We start from the raw sequence: 22,019 nt of genomic DNA on the forward strand, positions 1-22,019 counted from the left end.
ATATTGGGCTATAGCCAAGTGGTAAGGCAATGGACTTTGACTCCGTGATCGTTGGTTCGAACCCAGCTAGCCCAGTTCAGCACAAAAACGAAGACGGCTGAAACATCATTCAGCTGATCTTCGTTTTTGATTAGGAAACCGATTGATGAATCGCTTTCTTTTTTGAAATTTTCATGAGTTCTCCTGGATTATAGCCGACCACTAATTTATTTCCATCAATGATAATAGGTCTCCGGAGCAGCTTTGGTTTTTCAATGAGAAGCTGAAGTACCTCATTTACTTTTAAATCATTAATATTTAAATTTAAGCTTTTAAAAGCTTGGCTTCGAGTAGCTAAAATTTCATCCATTCCTTCTGTTGTTAAGGAAAGGATTTTTTTCAATTCGTCTAGAGTTGGCGTTTCTCTGAAAAGGTGACGCTCTTTAAAATCAATTTGATTCGCCTTTAACCAATGTTTTGTTTTGCGGCAAGACGTGCAGCTTGGGTATGAATAAAAAGTAATGTCACTCATTAGTCTTCCTCCTTAGGTCGTTAACCTTTTCTCTTATGGACTAAGTACCCTCATAAATTTAGGCATAAACACTTTTTCATCACTTTTTCAAAAAAATTTTTTCTAACGAAAGAATGAATGTTCACACGTTGTCAAAAATGTAAATGTTTACATAACAAGTGATCATCAGCTATAATATGAATCAAAGGGGTTTTTTAAGGGGAGGGAAAGAAATGAATCGCATGTTCCGCGTTCTTGGGTTTTGGACGGGTATTTTTGCTGTCATGTTCTATTTAGGACATATGAAAGATGCATCCTTGCTGTTCTTCGGTCAAACCGTTCTTTTTGTATTTTTATCCTACTTGAATTTATCCGAAAGAATGTATATTTACATTTTCGGAGCGTACTTGACGATTTTCTTTGCCGGATTTACATATTATTCGATTTTCATCATGGTTCCCGGTACCGGACATTAATAGAAAAAAGCATCTCTTTTGAAAGAGATGCTTTTTTCGTGCGTGCGATTATAAAGAAAACCCATTGATAAACGGATTTTGCTCCTGTTCTGTAAGCACAGTTGTTTCCTCGCCATGTCCACTTAACACAAGAGTTGATTCTGGCAATGACAACAATTTGTCATGTATCGATTGAAGTAGCACGTCTTGATTACCGCCCGTTAAATCAGTTCTCCCGATACCGCCTTGGAATAAAGTATCACCAGAAATCACAAATCCCTCTTCCGCTGAATAGTAAGACACACTGCCAGGTGAATGACCTGGTGTGTGGAACATTTCTAATGTAAACGATCCAATTTGAAGAGGTCCTTCTGACGTAATCAATTGTTCCGCTTCTTTGACCGTAATTCCGTTACCAATTAGTCGAGCTGAACCGTTTAGCTGAGCATTTGTCAGCCATTCTTTTTCCTTTTCATGGACATAAAGCGGAATTCCCCATTCTTGACGCACCTCATCTGCTGCACCAATATGATCAAAATGGGCATGTGTCAGTAAGACTGCAAGTGGTTTCAGCTGTTTTTCTTTCACATAAGAAATTAGCTTTTGCGCTTCGCCGCCTGGATCAAAAATTAAACATTCTCCTTGTTCATTTTTCCAAATATATGCGTTCGCTTGCACATAGCCTAGTGGCATTCTTCTCCAATTCATTTTCATCACCTACTACTTTTTTCATTCTTTTTTATTATGAAGGCTATTCAATAAAAATTCAAACAATCGTCAACTTGAATGTACTCGACAAGCTTTATGAAAACGGTTAAAATGAAAAGAAAGGAAATCAAGGGGATTGATGACAAAGGGGGACTTTCATATGATGCTCGTCATTATTTTTGGTCTAGTCACGATTTTAGCCGCTCTCGGCATCTATCGCTCACTCAAAAAAGTGAACGTACTGGCCATTGCTTTCGCTGGCGCCACATTTTTGGTTTTTGGATGGTTTACCGTCATGACCATCATCTATAGCGGTTATCCAACTGCACATTAAAAGCCTGCAATCAGCAGGCTTTTTCTATTGATTCAAATGTTTATTCACGCTTTCTAATTTGCTTGAAAGGGTGGTCGTTTGATCTCTTCTGTCATCTATGCGGATATTGGTTGCTACTCGGTGTAAACCCTTTTCAAATGGAGCTTCATGAATACGCTGAATGACCTCAAATAAAACGGATAGCTCCCCTTCAATTAATGTATTCATTGGTGTGAGCTGATATTTGATTTTCCCTTCTTGTTGAAAGCCCTCTAACAGTCTTTGTACGTCTGCTACATATGCACTCACGCTTGGTGTATCAGTGCCTATTGGAATGATGGTGACATCTGCTATCGCCATGGTTCTTGCTCCTTTCAATGACATCCTATTTCTTTCTCGTTCTCATTGTAACCCATCGTGATTCAAAAATGCCATGATCATGTGGCGTTTAAGCTTGGTTTGTCCCGTTCTATCGTCAAATCTGCTCTCTCTACCTTCCCAATATTTGTGAAAAGGAGCAAGCATATACCTGAAATAGCCTCTATCAGTCCTCCTGCTGCAATGACATAACCTGAACCGAATAACGTCGCCATATAACCACCAATGAGAGCGCCTAACGGTATCATTAAATACGAGATCATGTTAATAATCGCATACACTTGCGGCTGATCCTCCGCTTTTACTGACAATTGAATCATCGTATGTTCAGGTACATTGACTGCACTGATGGCTGCACCTAAGGCAAATGCAGATATAAACACAAGTGGTAATAAAGCATTCATCCCTGTAATGAAAAATGCAATTCCATCAACGATCCCTGCCCCGATAAACAACAGACCGTATCGATTCACTTTCACCTTTGTTAAAACGAATCCCATCAAAAATGCACCTAATGCCGTGGTCACTTTGATGAATGAATATACTACTGGTCCACTATGTAAATCTTCTGTTAAATAAATAACCGACAATGCCTCCCACGGTGCCGCAGCAAAATTGGAGCAGACACAAAAAATGGCTAATGGAAACAAAATATGATGACTTTTCACAAGTGAAAATCCTCTTATTAATCGTTTTCCGTATGATAATCCTTTTTTTCCTTTATCCATGATCGCTTCCGTTTTATATGTAATCAGCAAAACCAGCAAAGCAGACATGAGGTAAAGAGGAATAATGACAAGCATTGTATATCCTACCCCTACAAATGCAATCATGACACCACAAATCGTCACAGTCACAAGCCTGACCACATGACTGGCTGATTGAATGGTTGCATTCGCCTTTTGTATCACATCTTCATGCACAAGCTTTGGAATAATGGACACGGAAGCTGGTTCATAGGAACCACCAGTCGCTGAATGCAGCAACATACCGGCAATGATGAGTGCCAAAGGAGAAAAATCATAAAAGTAACTCACCACAATCACAAGTATAATCGCCGCCCGAGTTAAATCAGCAAAGCACATCCAAAATTTCAATTGATGCGGCTTCATCATTGGGGTAATAAACGGCCCAATAATGGCTTGAGGGACAAAACTAACGGCAATAAAAAATGCTGTTCCAATTGCTCCTTTTCCCCCTAGCACTAAAAGCCACAAAATGGTGTTAAAAGATAAACTATCAGCAGTAATTTTACACATTTTAGAAACAAATAGATAAGTAAAATTCCGTTTCCACAGGCTTTGAGCATTCAATCATCGACATCTCCCTAATTCATATCCTTTTTTTTACAACCACTCTTTCACAATAGCTTACAGGGATGCTCTCGTCAATCACATCAGCACGGTTTTTATTGACCATAAGAAATTGATTGGTTTGAACGGATTAAAAGATTGTTGACAAAGGGCGAAAATGAACTTAATTTTAGCCCTTTGTCTTCTTTTCAGCGTGATAGAAAACCTTTGCAGCCCTAGGAAGGACGAGTACTGGTGCGGAGAGACTTTTACCTTCGTGAGCACCGGCACGCAGGACTGACAAAGAATGCGAGGGTTTGTCTACACGCTGAAAGCACCAATTAGGTGCTTTTAATACTTACATGCTTCCCACAATAACCGCTTTGTTTTTTCATAGATCGAATCAAATTGACTCATAGAAAGCGGGTTCTTTCCTCGCCCAAGTTCCACCGTATAGCCCTCACTTTTACATTGATAAATAAACCAATCTCGATAACCTGCATAGCTATCAAGATATTGAATCGCTTTGTAACCGCTCACCCGTTCTAACCGTTCGACCGTCTCTTTTGAAATGGCCGGTTCGTGGCCAAGAAACCCCCAGTATATCTCTTCTCCTTGTGTATGAAGGGCAATTAGCCGGTCAAAGCGTTTTCGTAAGGCGAGATGTGCCATTGCTTTCGCTTCTGGTTCTGTTAACGGCTGATGCCCTGGGAAATCCCTATAAGACGGTGCCTTCGGCTTATTACGATAATATTCGATTTCCCAATAGGCAGGAAATTGATTGTTTAAATCAATTCCTCGAATATTCGCCTTCCATTCTCGATAATCGGAAAATCCACCATTTAGCGGCGCGAACTCCTCACGGCACAGACCTAAAGATTCTGGGCCATTGCGAACCAAATCAACACCGTCTGGATTTACCATGGGTACAATAGACAAAGCAGTGGTCTGCAATATACGAACCGCTTCATGATGTCTTGCTTGCACTGGGTCCGAGGCCGCTAAACAAAGTGATTTAAGCCATTTTAATAAAACAGAGGTCGTGATCCATTCATTTGCATGAAAAGAGGCATTAACATGTATGGAATGTAAATGTTGTACAGGCTCCGTACGGATTTCATAAATGGGCGTATTAAGCACTGATTGACCAATCACACTCATCTGAAGAAAAGGAAAAACAGCTTTCAAATATTGAAGCTCTCCTTCTAAGTGAGCGCTATCATATTCAAATGTTCCGCTGATCCATTCATCTGATTGCTGGAGCCGGTAAGGCGCAATGAAGCTTTGCACATCACCTACCGATTGAAATGAATGGGTCCCTTCTGGAAGTCTATACCCCGGTAAAAGGAGGTGATCCGTATTTGACTGATTGGATAAACGGAAAGCTTCTTTCCCTATACCAAGCTGCTTTGCCACATCCTCCTTCCTTGCCTCATCCAGATGCCATTCAATTGTGCCAAACGACTTTTTCATTTACATCCCTCCCCTCTCACACTATATGAACCAGTAAGTAAAAAAAGAAAACCTCTGCATGTAAATAGCAGAGGTTTCTGTTAAATTAAGACGCCTTTTTTAGCTCAGTGTCATCTTCTTTTTTAGATGGTGAATGGTCCGAGTTGTTTCGGTCATAAAATCTAAGGAGATCTCCATAGATAATTTGATCAGAGAATTGAAGCTCTTGTTTTGCCTTTTCTTCATAAGACTGACAACCAGACTCATCTTCTCTCGGCTCACCCGTTTCTTTGTTGTAGCACACACCAGCTGTGAAAACACTGTCCTTCGTAATAAAACTTCCATCTCGAAGCACTGTGAAGTCATTTGTATCTTTTGATAATAGGTCATGACCAAATTGAATTTGCTTACTTGTATCGATTCCTAGAAGGTTCATGACTGTTGGACGGATATCCACTTGGCCGCCAACTGTATCAATCTCTTTTGGATGTTTATCCGTGATACCAGGAATGTGTACAACAAATGGTACTTTTTGAAGCTGAACTTCTTCAAAAGGTGTAATGTCTTTGTTTAAGAATTGTCCCATTGCTTCGTTATGGTTTTCAGAAATTCCGTAGTGATCACCATATAACACAAAAATGGAGTTATCGTATAACCCTGCTTCCTTCATTTTTTTAAAGAAAAGCTTGAGTGCCTCATCTTGATAACGCACTGTAGGGAAGTATTTGTTCAACGTTTTGCTCTTTGAGTCATATTCATCAATGAGCTTATCTTCTTCATCTAAGTCAAATGGAAAATGGTTCGTTAATGTAATCAATCTCGTATAAAACGGTTGCGGGATCGTTTTCATTAAATCCACTGACTGCTCAAAAAACGGACCATCTTTTAGTCCCCAGCCAACTGAATTTTCTTCATTTACATCGAATGATTTAATATCAAAAAATTTGTCGTAGCCAAAGCTGTCATAGATCAGGTCACGGTTCCAGAAACTTTTGTTATTCGCATGAATAACAGAAGAATGATAGCCTTCCTCTTTTAACAACTCAGGTGCGGCTTTGAACTCGTTGCTTGGATTTGTGAAAAATACAGCTCCTCTTCCAAGCGGATAGAGTGAATTATCAACAATAAACTCGGAGTCGGATGTTTTCCCTTGACCCGTTTGATGATAGAAATTACTGAAATTGTAGCTTTTCTTGATCAATTTGTTTAAGAACGGCGTGATCTCTTTCCCATTCAATTTTTCATTGATCACAAAGCTCTGGGTAGACTCAAGCGATACTAGAATGACATTTCGTCCTTTTGCTTGACCAAACGTCTTTTCATTACGGTCTGTTTGATTTGCGCTTACATAGTTTTCAATTTCCGTTAAGCTATTGCTGTCGGCAAGTGCTCGCTGAGCGGATTGCTTCGATTGCAGAACCCCATCATAAATATGGAAGTTATATAAGCTGATGTTTTTCACTAGCATCTCACGGTCAAATGAACGAGTTAACAGCTCTGGTCTTTCTGTTTCAGCCAAACCAAGGTTAAAAAAGAAAGTGGCTGCCACAAATAAATAATAAGCTGCACGTCCCTTACGTGAAATCGTTACATCTGTTCTAAAGGAAGGCTGTTTTTTATAGAGCCAAATTAAAATGATGATATCAACAAACATCAGAAAATCAACTGGTTCAATTAAAGAGGTAATACTTGACCCGAGGTCACCCATATTGTTTGTTTGAAATAGGACGGGGATGGTTAGAAAATCACTGTAGAATCGATAAAATACAATGTTAGCTAACAAAATAAATGTCAGAACAAAACTCGTCACAATGATATATCGATTGCGATTTTTTTCTTTAAAGAATAAACCGATACCGAAGATAAACAAGAGAAAGCTAAGCGGATTAATAAACAGGATAAATTCCTGCATGAAATTTTCAATTTTGATATTAAAGCTAGATTTATAGATAACATAGGTTTTCACCCACATTAACAAAGTCGCAATCAGTAAAAATGAAATCGCCTTTAATCTTTTCTTTCGCATTGTAACCTCCTTATGCTAAAAACGCACTCAGGTTAGGGACATCCCCAATTATTGGTGCTTCTTCAAAAATAACTAAAGTATATCTTATCCTGTCTATGCTGGAAAATCAATGTCTTTTTCCCCATGACAAACTTATGAATATGCTAAACATTCAATTTCATGCCTATCTATCGCTGATTTTAATAAAAATGACATCATTATGACATTTTTGTTCAAGACAGCCACTTGTTTTTTGCCATCCATGCACCGCCGATCACGCCTGCATCGTTTCCTAGTGAGGCAATTACCACTTCAACATCCTCAGCACATGGCGGGAAGGCATGATGTTTGACGACACGCTCTACTTTACTGCGAAGAAGCTCGCCCGCTTTAGATACACCCCCGCCAATGACGATTTTTGTTGGGTTTAAGGCACTAGCCAGATTCGCAAGGACAAGACCAAGATGGGTTGTCACTTCATCTACGACACGCATCCCCAGTTCGTCTCCGTTTTCTGCTGCCTCAAATACATCCTTTGCAGACAGCGAAGTAAGTGAGCCAAGTGATGATGTATGGCTCTTTGTTTGTAATGAATCCTTTGCGATTCGGACGATACCTGTGGCAGACGCAATGGTTTCAATACAGCCTGTTCTCCCGCAGTTACATGGTGCTCCTTGAAATGGAACGGCACAAATATGACCAATTTCTCCACCAGCACCTGTTTCGCCTTGAACCACTTCTCCATTGACAATAATACCGCCGCCAACCCCTGTGCCCAGTGTAACCATCAGGATGTTTTTGGCGCCATCACCTGCACCCTTCCACATTTCACCGAGTGCAGCAATATTCGCATCATTTTCGATGACAGATGGAAGTCCTGTCTCTGCCTCTAAATGGTCTTTCAAGGGATAGTTTGTCCAGCCCAGATTCGTTGTTTTATAGACAATTCCGGATACTTTATCCACTGGTCCCGGTGCCCCCATACCAATCCCAATTAGTGCTGATTTCGGCATGCTGATCTCAACTAGTTTATGGTCAATTGACTTGGCAATGTCGACTGTAATTGTCTGCCCAGATTTATCCGTAGGAATCTCCCACTTATGCTGAATTTCACCATAAAGATTAATAAACGCAAGCTTAATTGTCGTACCGCCAAGATCAACTCCTACAAACCAATCCCCTGTCATATGTCCTCCACCTTCACATTGTTTTTCGATTTAATTTGGCTAGTTCCATTTGAAGGATGGTCATTGCGTTTGACCATTCAGTTCGATCAATGATGCCCGATGTGTACATTTCCTTCAATTCATCTGCCATAAATTCTAATTCCACTTCACGATCTCCGAAATACACGTAATTTCCAAATCTCATGAGCAGCTGCTGTACATCATATAACGTTTTCATTATTTTTCACCATTTCTCTAAATCAACAGATAGGATAAGCGTATTCATAAATACGCTTTCAGTCAAGTCATTCAACGTGTTTGAGTGTTTTCAATATATTGTTTCAACTTTAAAAATTGGTCATTTTGCGGATCTTGTTTTAATGCTTTTTCGATGAAGTCGTCTGCTTCCGCTGTCTCGCCTTTTTCTACATATAACAACGATAAGTGATACAATTTATTCGGCTCATTTGGATCTTTTTCAAGCGACTTTTGCAAATACTCAATGGCCTTGTCAAGATGTCCAAGCTGCGCTTCGGAAAGCGCATATATATGAAGTGCTTCAGCTGAGGCATCCTTTTGCTTTACATATTCCTCTAGACGCTGACTTGCTTCGCTATAGTTCTTTTCATCAAATAAACTCGCTGCCTCGCTAGTTGCCGCCGCTTCTTTTTGATCGTCTGAATGAAACCCTGTATACAATCCAAAGCCGCCAATAAGGAGGAGAAGAAGACTAGCAAGAAGCATTTTGACAGGCTGAAACTGTTTAGGAAGACGGACCGCTAAAGCGGCTAAAAATCCGCCAGCGAGCCCCCCAAGATGCCCTGCATTATCAATCCCTGATACAGTGAAACCTATCCCTAAATTGATGAGGATAATCACGATAATATTTGTCCCCATCGTACGAAAGAAGAGCTTCCGGTTAGAGATCGCTAAATATAACAATGCGCCTAAACAGCCAAAGATCGCACCTGATGCTCCTGCTGCGATGGCTGTATTAAACACAAAGCTCGCTATGGAGCCAAAGATGCCGGAAATTAAATAAATGAGCAAAAATCTTCCTGAACCATAAATTCTCTCAACAGCCGCTCCAACGGACCAAAGAGCAAATGTATTAAAGAGTAAATGCGTCAAACCAATGTGTAAAAACATAGGTGTCACAAAACGCCACCATTCACCCTCTAAAATCAGCATATTATTTTTCGCACCAAATGCTGTTAAAGTGGCTGTATTGGTACTTCCACCAGATAATTCGAGTAAAAGAAACATCATCACTTGAACTGCGATTAACATGTAGGTAAAAATCGGTCTGCCATTTTGAAAAACGGCCCGTTCTCGTTCACGCTGCTTTTCCTGATCATCAAATGCCTGAAGCACGTTCATTTTAAGCTGCATTGCATCCTCAAATGTATCTCTCTTCGCTTCTTCTACATCAACTGCAAGCGATGTATTCAGCCATTTTTGCAGTTCGTTTACATCGTTTTGAAGAGTATCTGCGCTTAGTAATACAGGCGTAACTGTCACCTTTTTCTCTTTTTGCGGCTGGCCGCTTAGGTCTTCCCAATCATCTACTGGAACATCATCTGTAAATTGCAGCTGTAAGAGATGAAGAGATCGTTTACGCATAGCTTCTCTCAGCTGATTGATCCGATACGTTTGCTCCTCAATATCTCGAACGATCTCCTGCCTAAAATTCACATCTCTTCTATATAGACGGATGAGATCGTACCCTGAGTTTCGTGGTGCTTCAAAAAATATTTCATCTTCTGGATACGGACTTTGAATCATCTCGTATCCTTTTTGTCTTAGTTCATCAACAACTCGCCAAAATAGACTATCTATGACATTCATTCATTCGCGCTCCATTTTTTACATTATTATAGCAAGAATCGTACTTATCCGCATTTCTAAACAAAAAAAATCCCGGCGTTTGCGGGATTAGAATGCTTGGCGAATAAATTTCGTCCGAAAATATGGGATTTTCATCAGCCATTTAATAAAAAGGTGACGCACTTGATTTTGACCTAAAATCAAATTCATCAGCCGATAACGGTTTTGCACGAGTACGAATGCAAACAGTGTGAACACAATGCTCCAAATCATTTTATTCATCATATTCCCTCCTATGTTCGTATCGTGGCTTAAATAGGATTTGTTTATGCATGAACCGTCATTTTTATCGCTGACAATGGCCTCTTTTATTAGTCAGTTTTCACAGCCTAATCCCTTGTTCTTTTGATTGAATATAAAACTCTTCTCCATACTCTGTGTGAAGATAAGCTACATCAAATTGTTGAAGATCAATCAAATCCTTGAACGTATGAAGCAGCTTACCATTCCACTCTAACTCTTCGATCTTGTGCGGGAAGTTGGGATCGTTTGGATTTGGTGTATGGATGTATACTGCGTCTAGTGCAGGATCTTGTTCGTAAATACAAATCCATGTTTGATATGGCTTTTCAAAACCTTCAAGCAGCTTGAGTGTTCTATTGTACAAGGCGACATGAGCTTTAATATGCTCTCTTCTTATTTTCAAGCTATTTTTCCCAACACCCAAAAAATCAAGATGGGTATGAAAAAAATCGAACCAATAATCATGATCAAGTTGTAAGTCAAAAGTATTCACTTCGACCAACGCATCAAACCAAACAGTCTCAACACAAAAAAGCCCGGTCTTACGCATAGGCAGCGGACTTTTACTTTTGATAAAACGCGCCTTTCTCACTGACCATGATAGATACTGGTATGTCATGCGGTTCAGCTGGAAGATGGTCTACTTGCTGAACAGAGAGGCTAAGAGCAAGCGTGATTCCATGATAATCAGCTAAATACCGGTCATAATAGCCGCCTCCGTAACCGATACGGTAACCACGTTGATCGAAGCACACCCCAGGAACAATGATCAAATCAATGGCTTCTTTATGTACAACTGTAGACTCAAGAGGGTCTGGCTCCAATAGTCCAAAGTAGCTGGATGTCATCTTTGTTTCAGGTGTATATTCATAAAACACCATCTCTTTTGTTTTCGGAAAACAGGTGGGAATACAAACTGTTTTTCCTTCTTCCCACGCTTTTTCAATCAGAGGCATTGTCGGTATTTCTTTTCCCCTAGACATAGTCAAAGCAATCGTTTTCGCCTGTTTCCATTCTGACAGCTGCAACACGTGTTCATGAAGTAGAGAAGCGTGGCGATTGAACTCTTCAGCGCTTATCTGATCAAGCATGGCCAATGTTTGAAGGCGGAGCTCCTTTTTCATACAGGTTCATCTCCCATCATAAAAAAACAGCAGGAAAATTCCCTGCTGCTTACTTTGTTTCACGATGTAAAGTTTGTTTTTTATCACGTGAGCAATACTTTTTGAATTCAACGCGATCTGGATTGTTTCGCTTATTCTTTTTAGTAATATAGTTACGCTCACCGCATTCAGTGCAAGCTAGAGTAATATTTACGCGCATGTTTTTCCCTCCAAACTAAAATCAATTCACATTCAGACCTAACTATAATACCACTTCTAGCTAAGGAATGCTAGAATGTTTTTTCACCAATTTCATTTTTCAATGCATTCCACCCGCATCCTGATCCATATTGTCTGGTCATGTGATGAAAAATCGCCTTCTCCCCTATAAAAACACGTTCTTTGTCGTACTGTATACATGAGAACCCCTTCTTTGTTCCACAGCTTTTTTTCATCTGATCCGTCTTCTTTTATTTTAACAGCGGGCAAGGTTTTCATACTTGGTTTCCCTATAAAAAGAAAAATGATGAAAAAAAGGTGATTTTTTCAGCAATTCCTTTTGAAACTAGCTTTTTTATGGTATAAAAAAGAAGGGTCGAAAACTGTCTGAAACAATCATGAGAGCCTTTTTTGGCTTTCAGCATTAAAATATGAATAAAAGGTGATGAAACATGGAAATTGCAATTATCGGATTGCTTGTTGTCAGTATTGTACTGATCGCATTCTCATATTTTCAAAGAGAGCCGATTAAAGAAGTCGAACAGGAACTTGAAACACTTCAACTATCTGCAATGCAAGAAATCTATAAACTGAAAAAGAAAATGAAGGTTCTTGAAGAAGAATTGCTTGAAACAAACATCGTTGTCCGCAAGCATTCAGAAATTGATCCATCTATTGCAAGACAAATCATTTCAAAGCATCAAAATGGCATGTCTCCTGAGGCGATTGCGCGCGCTGAGCATGTATCTGTAGAAGATGTGAACATGATCATTAAAGACAACGAGAGGGTGCTTGTATGACGAAAAAAAGCATCCAAACGTTTGCAGCAGGTATGATTCTTGCAACTGGTGTTCTGGCGATCGTCTTTTTCCTTACTGGAAAAGATGAAGCGGCAGCTGATTCTACAACAAAAGAAACCCTCGCAGCGAAAGTGACAGACACTGACGTGAAAAATTACTTAGACTCTAAAAAAGAAGTCTCCGTCAGCCGTGAAACATATCAACAACTTCTTGATTATAAAGAAAAAGCGCTGAAAGCAAATGAAGACGGCGATTCTCAGAACGATAAACAAACAACGGACAAGCCAAAAGGCAAAACGGTTAAATTCGTGATTAAAAACGGTATGAGCACAAGTGATGTTTCAGACATGCTTGAAAAGGACGGAATCATCAACTCGTCTAAAGATTTTAATGATTATGTGATAGACGCAGGCTACCATAAAGAAATTCGTGCCGGCAAATTCAATTTAAAAACAGGTATGACATTCAAACAAATCGTCAAAGCCTTAACAAAATAACATCAAAAACCCCCTGGCGGCATTGACCTCCAGGGGGTTTTTGATTATCCAAATCGTCCTGATATATAATCATTTGTTCTTTGATCATTTGGCTCTGAGAACATCACATTCGTATCATTGACCTCAACAAGCTCGCCCATCAAGAAGAACGCTGTTCGGTCTGATACCCTTGCCGCTTGCTGCATATTATGCGTCACAATGGCAATCGTATATTTCTCTTTCAATTTCATGATTAATTCTTCAATCTTTAATGTTGAAACAGGATCAAGCGCAGATGTTGGTTCATCCATTAATAGAATATCCGGGCTTGTGGCAATGGCTCTTGCGATACAAAGACGCTGCTGCTGACCGCCGGAAAGACCTAATGCAGGCGCACTTAATCGATCTTTCACTTCATCCCAAAGGGCAACATCACGAAGCGCTTTTTCAGCGATTTCTTTCAATTGCTGCTTGCTCTTCACCCCGTGAATTCTTGGCCCGTAGACGACATTATCAAAGATAGATTGAGGGAATGGGTTTCCTTTTTGAAAGACCATCCCGACGTTTTTACGCAGTTCCACTAGATCGACACGGCCTTTTAAAATATTGTCACCATTATACATCATATCCCCCGTGATTTTCACACCTGGCACTGTTTTGACCATGAGATTTAAGGTCTTTATAAAAGTTGACTTTCCGCAGCCGGACGGACCGATAATCGCTGTGACCTCATGCTCTTTAATGTCTAAATCAATATGCTTCAGTGCGTGATGCTGTCCGTACCAAAGGTTCATATCATTCACACGAAACACTTCTTTTTTGGCTGTTTCAGTTGCTACTGCATTCATCAAAATCCACCCGCCTTATCCGAATCGACCATTAATATAGTCTTCTGTTTTTTGCTGCGCAGGACGTGTAAAGATACGTTCAGTCGCATCGTATTCCACTAGATCACCATTCAGGAAAAAGGCTGTATGATCAGATACACGTAACGCTTGCTGCATATTGTGTGTGACAATGACAATCGAATAATCATGTTTTAATTCCGATAATAGCTCTTCAATTTTTGCATTTGAGATCGGGTCTAAGGCAGAAGCCGGTTCATCTAATAAAAGCACGCTAGGTTTCATCGCAAGGGTACGTGCAATACAGAGGCGCTGCTGCTGGCCGCCTGATAATGATAAGGCAGATCGGTGCAAGCGATCCTTGACCTCATCCCATAGTGCTGCCTTTGTTAAGCTTTCTTCTACCGCATCATCAAGCACTGATTTCCTTTTTTCACCCGCATATTTTAGCGCATGCGTAATGTTGTTGTAGATGGATTTAGGAAATGGATTTGGCTTTTGGAAGACCATCCCGATTTCTCTTCTTAAATTCACCACATTAATACGATCATCCAAAATATTTAACCCTTCGTACATGATCGCCCCTTCACTTCGTGCACCTGGAATTAGGTCGTTCATGCGGTTAATACTGCGTAAAAAAGTCGATTTTCCGCACCCTGATGGGCCGATTAATGCAGTGATTGCATTTTTTTCAATTTCAAATGAAATTTGATTGACCGCTCTTTTTTCACCATAATAAATACTTAAATCCTGCACCTGTAGAATCTGTTCCGCTTGAAGTGGAGCCTTTTTTGCTGCAATCTCTTTTTTTTCTGCTAGCATTTGAACCATATCCCCTTCACACCTCTCACTATTTATTTTGACGTAAGCTTCTTATGAATAAATGAACCAAGCCATCTAGCTGCTAAGTTGAATACTAATACAGAGAGCACAAGTACGGCTGATGCACCATTTGCAATGGCCTCTGCATCTGGAATAATCCCCTGTGTATTGACGTTCCATATATGAACGGCTAATGTTTCTGCCGGTCTAAAAATATTCAGTGGTGACGTATCGGAGAAAGGACTCCAGTTTGTAAAATCAAGACGCGGTGTTGAAAGACCTGCTGTGAAAAGAAGAGCAGCCGCCTCACCGAAAACTCTTCCCGATGCTAAAATCGCTCCTGTAATAATGGATGGAATCGCACCTGGGATCAGAACCGTCTTCACTGTATGCCACTTTGTCACACCGAGCGCAAGCGATGCTTCCTTTTGATCCTTCGGTACAGATCGAAGTGCATCTTCTGTCACCCTGACCATCACTGGCAGATTAAAGACAGTCAGCGCAAGGGCTCCTCCGATGATCGTATAGCCCCATCCTGTTAAATTAACAAACATCAGCAAACCAAACATACCGATGACGATCGATGGCAGAGACGATAACACTTCAATACATGTACGAATAAAATCAGTCACTTTGTTTTGAGGTGCATATTCTGCCATGTACACCCCACCGCCCACGCCAAGAGGCACAGTAAACAGCATCGTAATAAATAGAATGTAAAACGAGTTAAACAGCTGATCCCTGATACCGCCGCCAGAGCCAATCGCACTTGAGCGGGTAGTCAAAAAGTCAAAATTTAATTCTTTGGCACCGTTGAAGATGATATAAGAAAACAAGCCAACAAGTATCGCCGTAATAATGACGGCACATAATCCAAAAACGATTGTGGCAAAACGATCGGTCATTTTGCTATTCATTAAATCTTCCTCCTAGATGACAAGTATCTGATAATGAGTATGAACATAAATGATACAACTAGAAGGACAAGTCCCATTGACCAAAGTGTATTGTTTTCAACACTTCCATACGTTGTATGTCCCATGTTTAACGTAATAATGGTAGTTAATGTACCAGCTGTGTCCATAATACTTTCTGGTAGATTACGCGTGTTTCCAATGACCATCTGAACGGCAAGGGCTTCTCCAAATGCTCTTGCCATTCCAAGCACGACCGCTGTCATTAATGTCGGAAGCGCTGCCGGTACAAGAACACGTCTGATCGTTTGCCATCTTGTTGCGCCTAATGCATACGATCCCTCACGTAAACTTTTTGGAAGTGAAGCCATTGCATCAGTTGCAATGGATGTAACAGTCGGCAGAATCATAATAGACAGGACAATCGTTCCTGCTAAAACACTGTGCCCTGAACCGCTTAACTTGAAGTGTCCAATAAACGGCACCAATACTGTAAGACCTATGAATCCGTAAACAACGGATGGAATCCCTACAAGCAGTTCAATCACTGGCTGGAGAATTTTTCGTCCCCATGCAGGTGCAATTTCTGTCATAAAGATCGCTCCTGCGATGCCTAGCGGTGCTGCTATGAGTGCTGATAGAAGCGTGACAGCGATTGATCCAAAGATAAACGGAAATGCGCCGTATTGCGGATTTTCTGCTGTAGGGTTCCAATTGATACTGGTTAAGAACTCAATTGGGCTTACACCATTTACGATGAAAGATTGTAAACCCTTAATACCAAGGAAGATTGTGATGGCAATTGATACAGCAATCATTAAGAATGCGCAAAACTTCACCAAAATACTTCCTCTTACTTCATCCATTTGCCTATTTTTTTTCGAGCTGATCAGTCGATCGCTCGCTTCTGTATGTTCTATCTGTTTCATCTTTTTCTACACTCCTATGAATGTCATAAAAGGAAAAGTGAAAAGCTCCACTTTTCCTTCATCATCAATTCAAGACCTTTTACTTATCTGTTTGTTTGCCTGTTGCGTCTCTTTCTACTTTCATATTAGAGACTGAGATGTAGCCTTGGTCTTTAACGATTTCTTTTTGTACTTCGTCACTCATCAAGTAATCTAAAAATTGTTTTGCTAAACCTTCTGGCTCACCTTTTGTATAAGAGTGCTCGTATGCCCAAATTGTATATTTACCGCTTTCTACATTGCTTTCTTCTGGTTTCACACCATCAATGCTAAGCGGTGTAATTTTGTCATCTGTTAAATAAGAGAATGCTAGGTACCCAATCGCACCTGGTGTTTCTGCAATCAACTTTTTCACTGTATTTGAAGAATCCTCTGTGATTCCTTCTGCAGGTGTCGCGCCGTCAAGTGCATATTTCACAAATGTTGCACGAGTTCCTGATGAGTCAGGTCTGTTCACAAGTGTGATTTTTTGGTCTTTCCCGCCAAGCTCTTTCCAGTTTTTGATTTTACCAGTGAAGATTTTTTTCAATTCGTCCTTTGTGATGTCTTTGACACCAACTTCAGGGTTAACAGCTGCAGCCATTCCAACAACTGCTACTTTGTGGTCTTTTAAAGCTTTTGCGTCGATTCCGTCTTTCTCTTCTGCGAATACATCTGAGTTCCCAATTTGTACAGATCCTTCTGATACTTGAGAAAGTCCTGTTCCTGAACCGCCGGCTTGTACTTGAATATCGGCTTTTGGATGTTTATCCATGAATTTTTCTGCTGCCGCAAGAACTAAAGGCTGCATCGCAGATGATCCTGAGATGGTAATGGAACCTGATGCCTCATCTTTGTTTGAAGCATTTCCTTTACTGTCTTTTGAATCTCCGCTTGAGCTGCTGTTTCCGCATGCTGTGACGAATGCTAACAATGCGATAGTAAGGAAAGTAAGCAGCCATAATTTGTTCTTTTTCATTTCAAGAATACCCCCTGAATAATTTGTCCTACGAGTAATACATTAAAGGTTCTTTATTAATTTCGTTTAAATGGAATGTTAAGGTTTTGTAAATGTCGAAGATTTGTAGAGAAATTGCGGGGTTTTTTATGATTTTTGTCAATTTATATCGAAAAGTTTGAAGAAAATATAAAAAAACGCCCACAAAAAGTGAGCGTTTTTACCTAGAATAGGTCTAGTTATTTGTTTCTGCTTCATTTTCAATTTTGTTTTTGTTCTTCGCTTGTGTGTCGTTGCTTTCCTGTTTCGATTTCAGTTCAAAGTACTTGTCTAATACTTGTTCACCAATATCATTTGTAATCGGATAGCGCTGGTTGTAATCTTGATACACCCAAGGCACGACAACTGAAATCGCTACTTCTGGATTATCAGCAGGCGCATACGCAACAAGTGTTGTGTTATACGTCGGTGTGCCGCGTTTGCTTTTAATCGGGCCGTCATAGAATGATTGAGCGGTCCCTGTTTTGCCAGCTGGATTGTATTTTTTGTTGCCAAAGTTCGAATATGCTGTCCCTCTTGGGTTCTGCATCACAAGCTTGAATCCTTGCTGTACGCGTTTGATCTCATCACTTGTCATATCGAGCTTATTCAGTACATCCGGCTTGACGGACTCCGTTACAGCCCCAATGCCTCTTTGCGGATCTGGCTCTCTCACTTCTTTTACGAGCTGAGGACGTAAACGATAGCCGCCATTGGCAATCGTTGAGACGTATTGCGCCATTTGTAGCGGTGTAAACGTGTCATATTGTCCAATCGCATAGTCAAGTAAAAGACCGGATTGTGTAGACGTTCCACGATAGCCAGTTGCTTCGTTTGGCAGGTCAATACCTGTCTCAACTCCAAGACCAAATTTACTAAAATTGTAACGGAACGTATCAAACGCCTTTGTATCAATTGGGAGCGGCTGATTCTTACGATATTCCCCTTTCCCAATTGCAATCGCTGTTTTAAACATATACACGTTTGATGAACGTTCTAGTGCGGTTAAATCATTAATGAGTCCCATATTTTGATAGGATTTTTTCGGCGGTGACTGAGCGATATAGAGCGGTTCATCGTATTGGGTGCTTCCAATGTGAAGGACGCCTGTTTTATAACCTGTCAGTACAGTTGCCCCTTTTACTGCTGATCCCATCGCATATGATGATGTCATCGTTCCTAGTGCATAGTCATCAAATTTGTATGTCCCATTCTTATTGGTAATCTGTTTACCCGCAATCGAGAGCACTTCCCCATTTCTCGGGTCCATCATGACAACAAACGCACGATCAAGAAGTTCTGTTCCGCCTCTTTGCTTCGCACTTTTCAAGTTCTTTTCGATGATTTTTTCCACCGCTTTTTGCAGCTGAATATCAATCGTCAGCACAAGGTCTTTCCCGCTCTTTCCTTCTGTTAACACTTTAGAGCTTGTGACATTGCCTTCTTTATCCGTTGTACTTTGTTCTTTTTCTTTTTGACCTTGCAGCACATCTTCATATTGATATTCAAGATAGCTTTTTCCTACACGATCATTTCGGCTGTAGCCGAGTGATAGATAATGTTCAAGCAGTGACGACGGAAGACCTTCATCACTTGAAGACACACTGCCGAGCATACTGCGGAGCAGTCCTTTATAAGGATAGCTGCGTGACCAGTCTGTTGTGACATCTACACCTGGTAGCTCGTCCAAATGCTCAGAGACGTAAGCAATTTCACTTGGTTTAACGTCTTCATTTTTTATGAATTGAGGCGTAAGTGCATAGCCTGCATCCATTTGTCTTTTAATCGCAAGCACTTGCAAATCTTTTTTCGTCAGTTGATTTAATTCCTTGTCTGTGATGCGTTTCAGCTGGAGCTCGTATAGTTTATCATCAGAGACCTTATCGTCACCCTTTAAATCGGCTTCTTTTTGAACAAGCTTTTTCGCTTCATTCGGATGGGTTAAGATCCAGAAATCTTTTTTATCACGATCTGTGATTTTCTTCGTACTTACGTGAATCATATCCGCTAATTTTGTTGCCACTTTGAGCCGCTCTTCTTGTGAAGTCGTCGAGGTTCTCGTATATGTAATGGCATTTAGCGCTTTATTGCTGACAATCGTGTTATAGTTTCGATCATAAATTTTTCCGCGCGGAGCAGATGAACTGACATTCACGTCTTCTTGTTTTTCTGCCTGCTTTTTATAATCTTCTCCATTCACAATCTGCACAAAACCGAGTCTGACCACAACACCGGTAAAAATAATGAACGCAGCTAAAAATAATAAATTCAGCCGGATCGGAAGTGTTTTGCGCCCTTCCTTCGCGTCTTTTTTGTTTTTCTTGTTTCTCATCACATCACCTTTTCTATCAAGAAAGAAATGGCACCCCTTTTTATGTATAAAAGGTGCCATCATCATTTTAGCGGTTTTTCTATCATTTATCTAGAAATTTGATGTTCCATTGGTAAGAAATTTTACCTTTCTCCCTTCATAAGGTTCGTTTGAGAAACAGGCTTTTGACCGTCAGCCTCTTCTATATCAGCTGTTTTCTCTTTTAAATGAATGTCCTTTACAAAATAATAAATAAGGGTGTGCCCCGCTCCGAGTATGACAAGTGAAGCAGGAATCCCAAGCCGATCGCCCAGTAAGGTGACAGATAAAAGAAAAAAGACAATCGAACAAATACGCCCTGCATTTAAAAATAGTTCTCTGACGACAATATATTCAATTCGGGCTTTTCTTGCATATCTGGCATGACCGATGACATCGTAAGTTAAAGAGACATACGGAACTAGCAGAAGCGGGTAGCCGATCGCAATGGCTACTGCGTACATAAGCAGTGATACATAGGACAAGTGAAAGACGATTAAAAATAAAGCGCCGTATAAAATAAGCCCGCCAAACATAATCGCTTTTTTGCGCCATTTTTTCTTAATCAAACGAGTAGCAAAAAAATAGGCAAAAAAGGCAACACCTGAATTGACTAGACCAAATGTGCCTAAAGCAAGCTCACTGTTTGTTGCAATAAACACAAAGACACTGATTAAAAAGACAAACACGCCTTCACGGAGCCCCTGAAAAAAGTGAGCAGTTGTGATCTTACGCCAATTCTCGTCCGCATGGCGCTCTTTCCAAATTTGCTTAATGATAAATTTTCCTTTTGATTGTCTCCTCTTGAGGAAAAAACTCATCACAACCGCTAGTGAAAACAAAAAAAGCGATAAAGTGAAAATCACTGTATAGCCTGTATCATCCGTTAATTGAGAAATCACAATTCCTGCAATGAGCGGCCCGATCATACCGGCTGTAGAGGTAAGCACTCCTAAAAATCCATTAAAGAAATCCCTTGTTTCAGGTTCAGTAATCTCAAAAGTGAGCACGTTAAAGGCAAGCCAGTAAAAACCATAGCCGATTCCAAGCACACTGCCTAATAACACGAGCCGAGCTGCCGCTTGCTCTCCTGCCATGAGAACAATTAAGTAAAAAGCGGCTAAGAAGATGACACCGAAACGAAGGACAAATGCACGATCTATTTTTTTAGCGAGCCGTCCAGCAAATAAAAAGGTAATGGGCTGAAGGACAACAATTGCCAAGTTATAAATCGCAAGGTCTGTAAATCGCCCAGACTGTTTCCATAAATACACGTTCACAAACGTATTCGAAAGCGCAATCGCAAGTGCGTATAATCCGCCAATCGTGAGGAGGAGCAATAAATCTCTTGTGACATCCATGTCCCCGAACATTTTCTTTAATCTGCTCATATCATTCATTCTCCTTTTCTACACAATAGTCTGTCTCATCAAAAGGCAGATATGTAAAAAAAGGAGGGAAAATATAAAAAGACCCGCTCTCAGAGAGAAGCAGGTCTTTTCAAATCAAATCATTTATTTAGCTTCGCTGTAAAGGCGAGCCACTTCATCCCAGTTCACAACATTCCAGAATGCTGAAATGTAATCAGGACGACGGTTTTGGTAGTTTAGGTAGTAAGCATGCTCCCAAACGTCTAGTCCTAGGATTGGTGTTTTTCCTTCAGTTAAAGGAGAATCTTGGTTTGGTGTGCTTGTGATTTCAAGTTTGCCATTGTTCACAACAAGCCATGCCCAACCAGAACCAAAGCGTCCTGCAGCTGCTGCAGCGAAATCAGATTTGAATTTTTCAAATCCGCCTAATTCTTTTTCGATCGCATCTGCAAGTTCACCAGTTGGTGCGCCGCCACCGTTTGGTGAAAGAAGCGTCCAGAATAATGAGTGGTTCGCATGTCCTCCGCCATTGTTACGTACAGCTGTACGAATGTTTTCAGGCACAGAGTTCAAGTTAGCCACTAGCTCTTCAATTGATTGATCTTCAAGAGCTGATACACCTTCGATTGCTTTGTTTAAGTTTGTTACATAAGTGTTATGGTGTTTTGTGTGGTGAATCGTCATTGTTTCCTTGTCGATATGTGGTTCTAATGCATCGTAAGCATATGGTAATTCTGGAAGTTTAAAAGCCATGGTTAAATTCCTCCTTAGAAATGTATGTACTGAA

The 22,019-nt window shown here is 40.4% G+C and carries 25 protein-coding genes and 1 tRNA gene; 5 read left to right on the top strand and 21 right to left on the bottom strand.

Going from position 1 to position 22,019, the window contains the following annotated elements; genetic code table 11:
• Positions 1 to 4 precede the first annotated feature (4 nt).
• A tRNA-Gln gene (locus NST01_RS11365) sits at positions 5 to 75 on the top strand.
• Positions 76 to 130: 55 nt separating this feature from the next.
• Here NST01_RS11365 and NST01_RS11370 read toward each other — a convergent pair.
• Complete coding sequence (locus NST01_RS11370) at positions 131 to 511, bottom strand: Spx/MgsR family RNA polymerase-binding regulatory protein (protein ID WP_007501232.1); 381 nt, start codon at positions 509 to 511, stop codon at positions 131 to 133.
• Between the two features lie 212 nt (positions 512 to 723).
• Here NST01_RS11370 and NST01_RS11375 point away from each other — a divergent pair, with 212 nt between their 5' ends.
• A complete protein-coding gene (locus NST01_RS11375) occupies positions 724 to 966 on the top strand; it encodes a DUF2626 domain-containing protein (protein ID WP_003217440.1) in 243 nt (80 codons plus the stop codon).
• Positions 967 to 1,014: 48 nt separating this feature from the next.
• On the opposite strand, the gene NST01_RS11380 is transcribed toward NST01_RS11375, so the two are convergent.
• On the bottom strand, positions 1,015 to 1,653 hold the full coding sequence (locus NST01_RS11380; protein ID WP_017357989.1) for an MBL fold metallo-hydrolase: 639 nt from the start codon (positions 1,651 to 1,653) through the stop codon (positions 1,015 to 1,017).
• 160 nt (positions 1,654 to 1,813) lie between these two features.
• On the opposite strand from NST01_RS11380, the gene NST01_RS11385 reads away from it, so the two are divergent.
• The gene (locus NST01_RS11385; RefSeq protein ID WP_003217333.1) at positions 1,814 to 1,987 is read left to right on the top strand and encodes a DUF2759 domain-containing protein; all 174 of its coding nucleotides are present in this window, start codon (positions 1,814 to 1,816) and stop codon (positions 1,985 to 1,987) included.
• A 24-nt stretch (positions 1,988 to 2,011) separates the two neighbouring features.
• Here the strand turns inward: NST01_RS11385 and NST01_RS11390 are convergent, their stop codons facing one another.
• The 11 genes from NST01_RS11390 to rpmG form a co-directional block, all read right to left on the bottom strand.
• A complete protein-coding gene (locus tag NST01_RS11390; RefSeq protein WP_008342314.1) occupies positions 2,012 to 2,326 on the bottom strand; it encodes an MTH1187 family thiamine-binding protein in 315 nt (104 codons plus the stop codon).
• A 77-nt stretch (positions 2,327 to 2,403) separates the two neighbouring features.
• On the bottom strand, positions 2,404 to 3,657 hold the full coding sequence (locus NST01_RS11395; RefSeq protein WP_035702765.1) for an MFS transporter: 1,254 nt from the start codon (positions 3,655 to 3,657) through the stop codon (positions 2,404 to 2,406).
• A gap of 330 nt (positions 3,658 to 3,987) precedes the next feature.
• Complete coding sequence (locus tag NST01_RS11400) at positions 3,988 to 5,109, bottom strand: M14 family metallopeptidase (protein ID WP_035390821.1); 1,122 nt, start codon at positions 5,107 to 5,109, stop codon at positions 3,988 to 3,990.
• 85 nt (positions 5,110 to 5,194) lie between these two features.
• Positions 5,195 to 7,114 carry an LTA synthase family protein gene (locus NST01_RS11405; protein ID WP_025207626.1) on the bottom strand — a complete coding sequence of 640 codons (1,920 nt, stop codon included), beginning with the start codon at positions 7,112 to 7,114 and terminating at the stop codon, positions 5,195 to 5,197.
• Positions 7,115 to 7,326: 212 nt separating this feature from the next.
• Positions 7,327 to 8,280 carry an ROK family glucokinase gene (locus tag NST01_RS11410; protein ID WP_035390822.1) on the bottom strand — a complete coding sequence of 318 codons (954 nt, stop codon included), beginning with the start codon at positions 8,278 to 8,280 and terminating at the stop codon, positions 7,327 to 7,329.
• 13 nt (positions 8,281 to 8,293) lie between these two features.
• The gene (locus NST01_RS11415) at positions 8,294 to 8,497 is read right to left on the bottom strand and encodes a YqgQ family protein (RefSeq protein ID WP_008342322.1); all 204 of its coding nucleotides are present in this window, start codon (positions 8,495 to 8,497) and stop codon (positions 8,294 to 8,296) included.
• A 71-nt stretch (positions 8,498 to 8,568) separates the two neighbouring features.
• A complete protein-coding gene (locus tag NST01_RS11420; protein ID WP_341041936.1) occupies positions 8,569 to 10,107 on the bottom strand; it encodes a rhomboid family intramembrane serine protease in 1,539 nt (512 codons plus the stop codon).
• Between the two features lie 87 nt (positions 10,108 to 10,194).
• Positions 10,195 to 10,368 (bottom strand): hypothetical protein, encoded by a 174-nt coding sequence (locus NST01_RS11425; RefSeq protein ID WP_165378921.1) that lies wholly within the window; start codon positions 10,366 to 10,368, stop codon positions 10,195 to 10,197.
• 100 nt (positions 10,369 to 10,468) lie between these two features.
• The gene (locus NST01_RS11430; RefSeq protein WP_223255640.1) at positions 10,469 to 10,792 is read right to left on the bottom strand and encodes a hypothetical protein; all 324 of its coding nucleotides are present in this window, start codon (positions 10,790 to 10,792) and stop codon (positions 10,469 to 10,471) included.
• Between the two features lie 160 nt (positions 10,793 to 10,952).
• The gene (locus NST01_RS11435; protein ID WP_025207630.1) at positions 10,953 to 11,513 is read right to left on the bottom strand and encodes a 5-formyltetrahydrofolate cyclo-ligase; all 561 of its coding nucleotides are present in this window, start codon (positions 11,511 to 11,513) and stop codon (positions 10,953 to 10,955) included.
• Positions 11,514 to 11,562: 49 nt separating this feature from the next.
• Positions 11,563 to 11,712: a 50S ribosomal protein L33 gene (rpmG, locus tag NST01_RS11440; protein ID WP_008360061.1), complete on the bottom strand. Its 150-nt coding sequence runs from the start codon at positions 11,710 to 11,712 to the stop codon at positions 11,563 to 11,565.
• Between the two features lie 451 nt (positions 11,713 to 12,163).
• Here rpmG and NST01_RS11445 point away from each other — a divergent pair, with 451 nt between their 5' ends.
• Positions 12,164 to 12,511, top strand: a complete 348-nt coding sequence (locus tag NST01_RS11445; RefSeq protein ID WP_003217285.1) for a hypothetical protein — start codon at positions 12,164 to 12,166, stop codon at positions 12,509 to 12,511.
• Complete coding sequence (locus tag NST01_RS11450) at positions 12,508 to 13,008, top strand: endolytic transglycosylase MltG (RefSeq protein ID WP_008342335.1); 501 nt, start codon at positions 12,508 to 12,510, stop codon at positions 13,006 to 13,008. Before NST01_RS11445 ends, NST01_RS11450 begins: the two co-directional genes overlap by 4 nt.
• A 44-nt stretch (positions 13,009 to 13,052) precedes the next feature.
• Here the strand turns inward: NST01_RS11450 and pstB (NST01_RS11455) are convergent, their stop codons facing one another.
• From pstB (NST01_RS11455) to sodA, 8 genes are all read right to left on the bottom strand, one after another.
• Positions 13,053 to 13,835, bottom strand: coding sequence for a phosphate ABC transporter ATP-binding protein PstB (pstB, locus tag NST01_RS11455; RefSeq protein ID WP_017367606.1), 783 nt, complete (start codon positions 13,833 to 13,835; stop codon positions 13,053 to 13,055).
• A 15-nt stretch (positions 13,836 to 13,850) separates the two neighbouring features.
• The gene (gene pstB, locus NST01_RS11460) at positions 13,851 to 14,663 is read right to left on the bottom strand and encodes a phosphate ABC transporter ATP-binding protein PstB (protein WP_007501258.1); all 813 of its coding nucleotides are present in this window, start codon (positions 14,661 to 14,663) and stop codon (positions 13,851 to 13,853) included.
• A 23-nt stretch (positions 14,664 to 14,686) separates the two neighbouring features.
• Complete coding sequence (pstA, locus tag NST01_RS11465; RefSeq protein WP_035390827.1) at positions 14,687 to 15,571, bottom strand: phosphate ABC transporter permease PstA; 885 nt, start codon at positions 15,569 to 15,571, stop codon at positions 14,687 to 14,689.
• Complete coding sequence (pstC, locus tag NST01_RS11470) at positions 15,571 to 16,497, bottom strand: phosphate ABC transporter permease subunit PstC (protein ID WP_017367608.1); 927 nt, start codon at positions 16,495 to 16,497, stop codon at positions 15,571 to 15,573. The genes pstA and pstC overlap by 1 nt, the downstream gene beginning before the upstream one ends.
• Positions 16,498 to 16,576: 79 nt before the next feature.
• Entirely contained in the window at positions 16,577 to 17,494 is a 918-nt protein-coding gene (locus NST01_RS11475; protein ID WP_017367609.1) for a phosphate ABC transporter substrate-binding protein, read from the bottom strand.
• Positions 17,495 to 17,708: 214 nt separating this feature from the next.
• Positions 17,709 to 19,844 (bottom strand): peptidoglycan D,D-transpeptidase FtsI family protein, encoded by a 2,136-nt coding sequence (locus NST01_RS11480; protein ID WP_017358000.1) that lies wholly within the window; start codon positions 19,842 to 19,844, stop codon positions 17,709 to 17,711.
• 122 nt (positions 19,845 to 19,966) lie between these two features.
• Complete coding sequence (locus NST01_RS11485) at positions 19,967 to 21,253, bottom strand: MFS transporter (RefSeq protein WP_025207632.1); 1,287 nt, start codon at positions 21,251 to 21,253, stop codon at positions 19,967 to 19,969.
• Positions 21,254 to 21,376: 123 nt separating this feature from the next.
• On the bottom strand, positions 21,377 to 21,985 hold the full coding sequence (sodA, locus tag NST01_RS11490; protein WP_007501264.1) for a superoxide dismutase SodA: 609 nt from the start codon (positions 21,983 to 21,985) through the stop codon (positions 21,377 to 21,379).
• Between the last annotated feature and the right edge of the window lie 34 nt (positions 21,986 to 22,019).

The sequence above is a fragment of the Bacillus sp. FSL R7-0166 genome, assembly GCF_038008935.1.
Taxonomy (GTDB): Bacteria; Bacillota; Bacilli; order Bacillales; family Bacillaceae; genus Bacillus; species Bacillus altitudinis.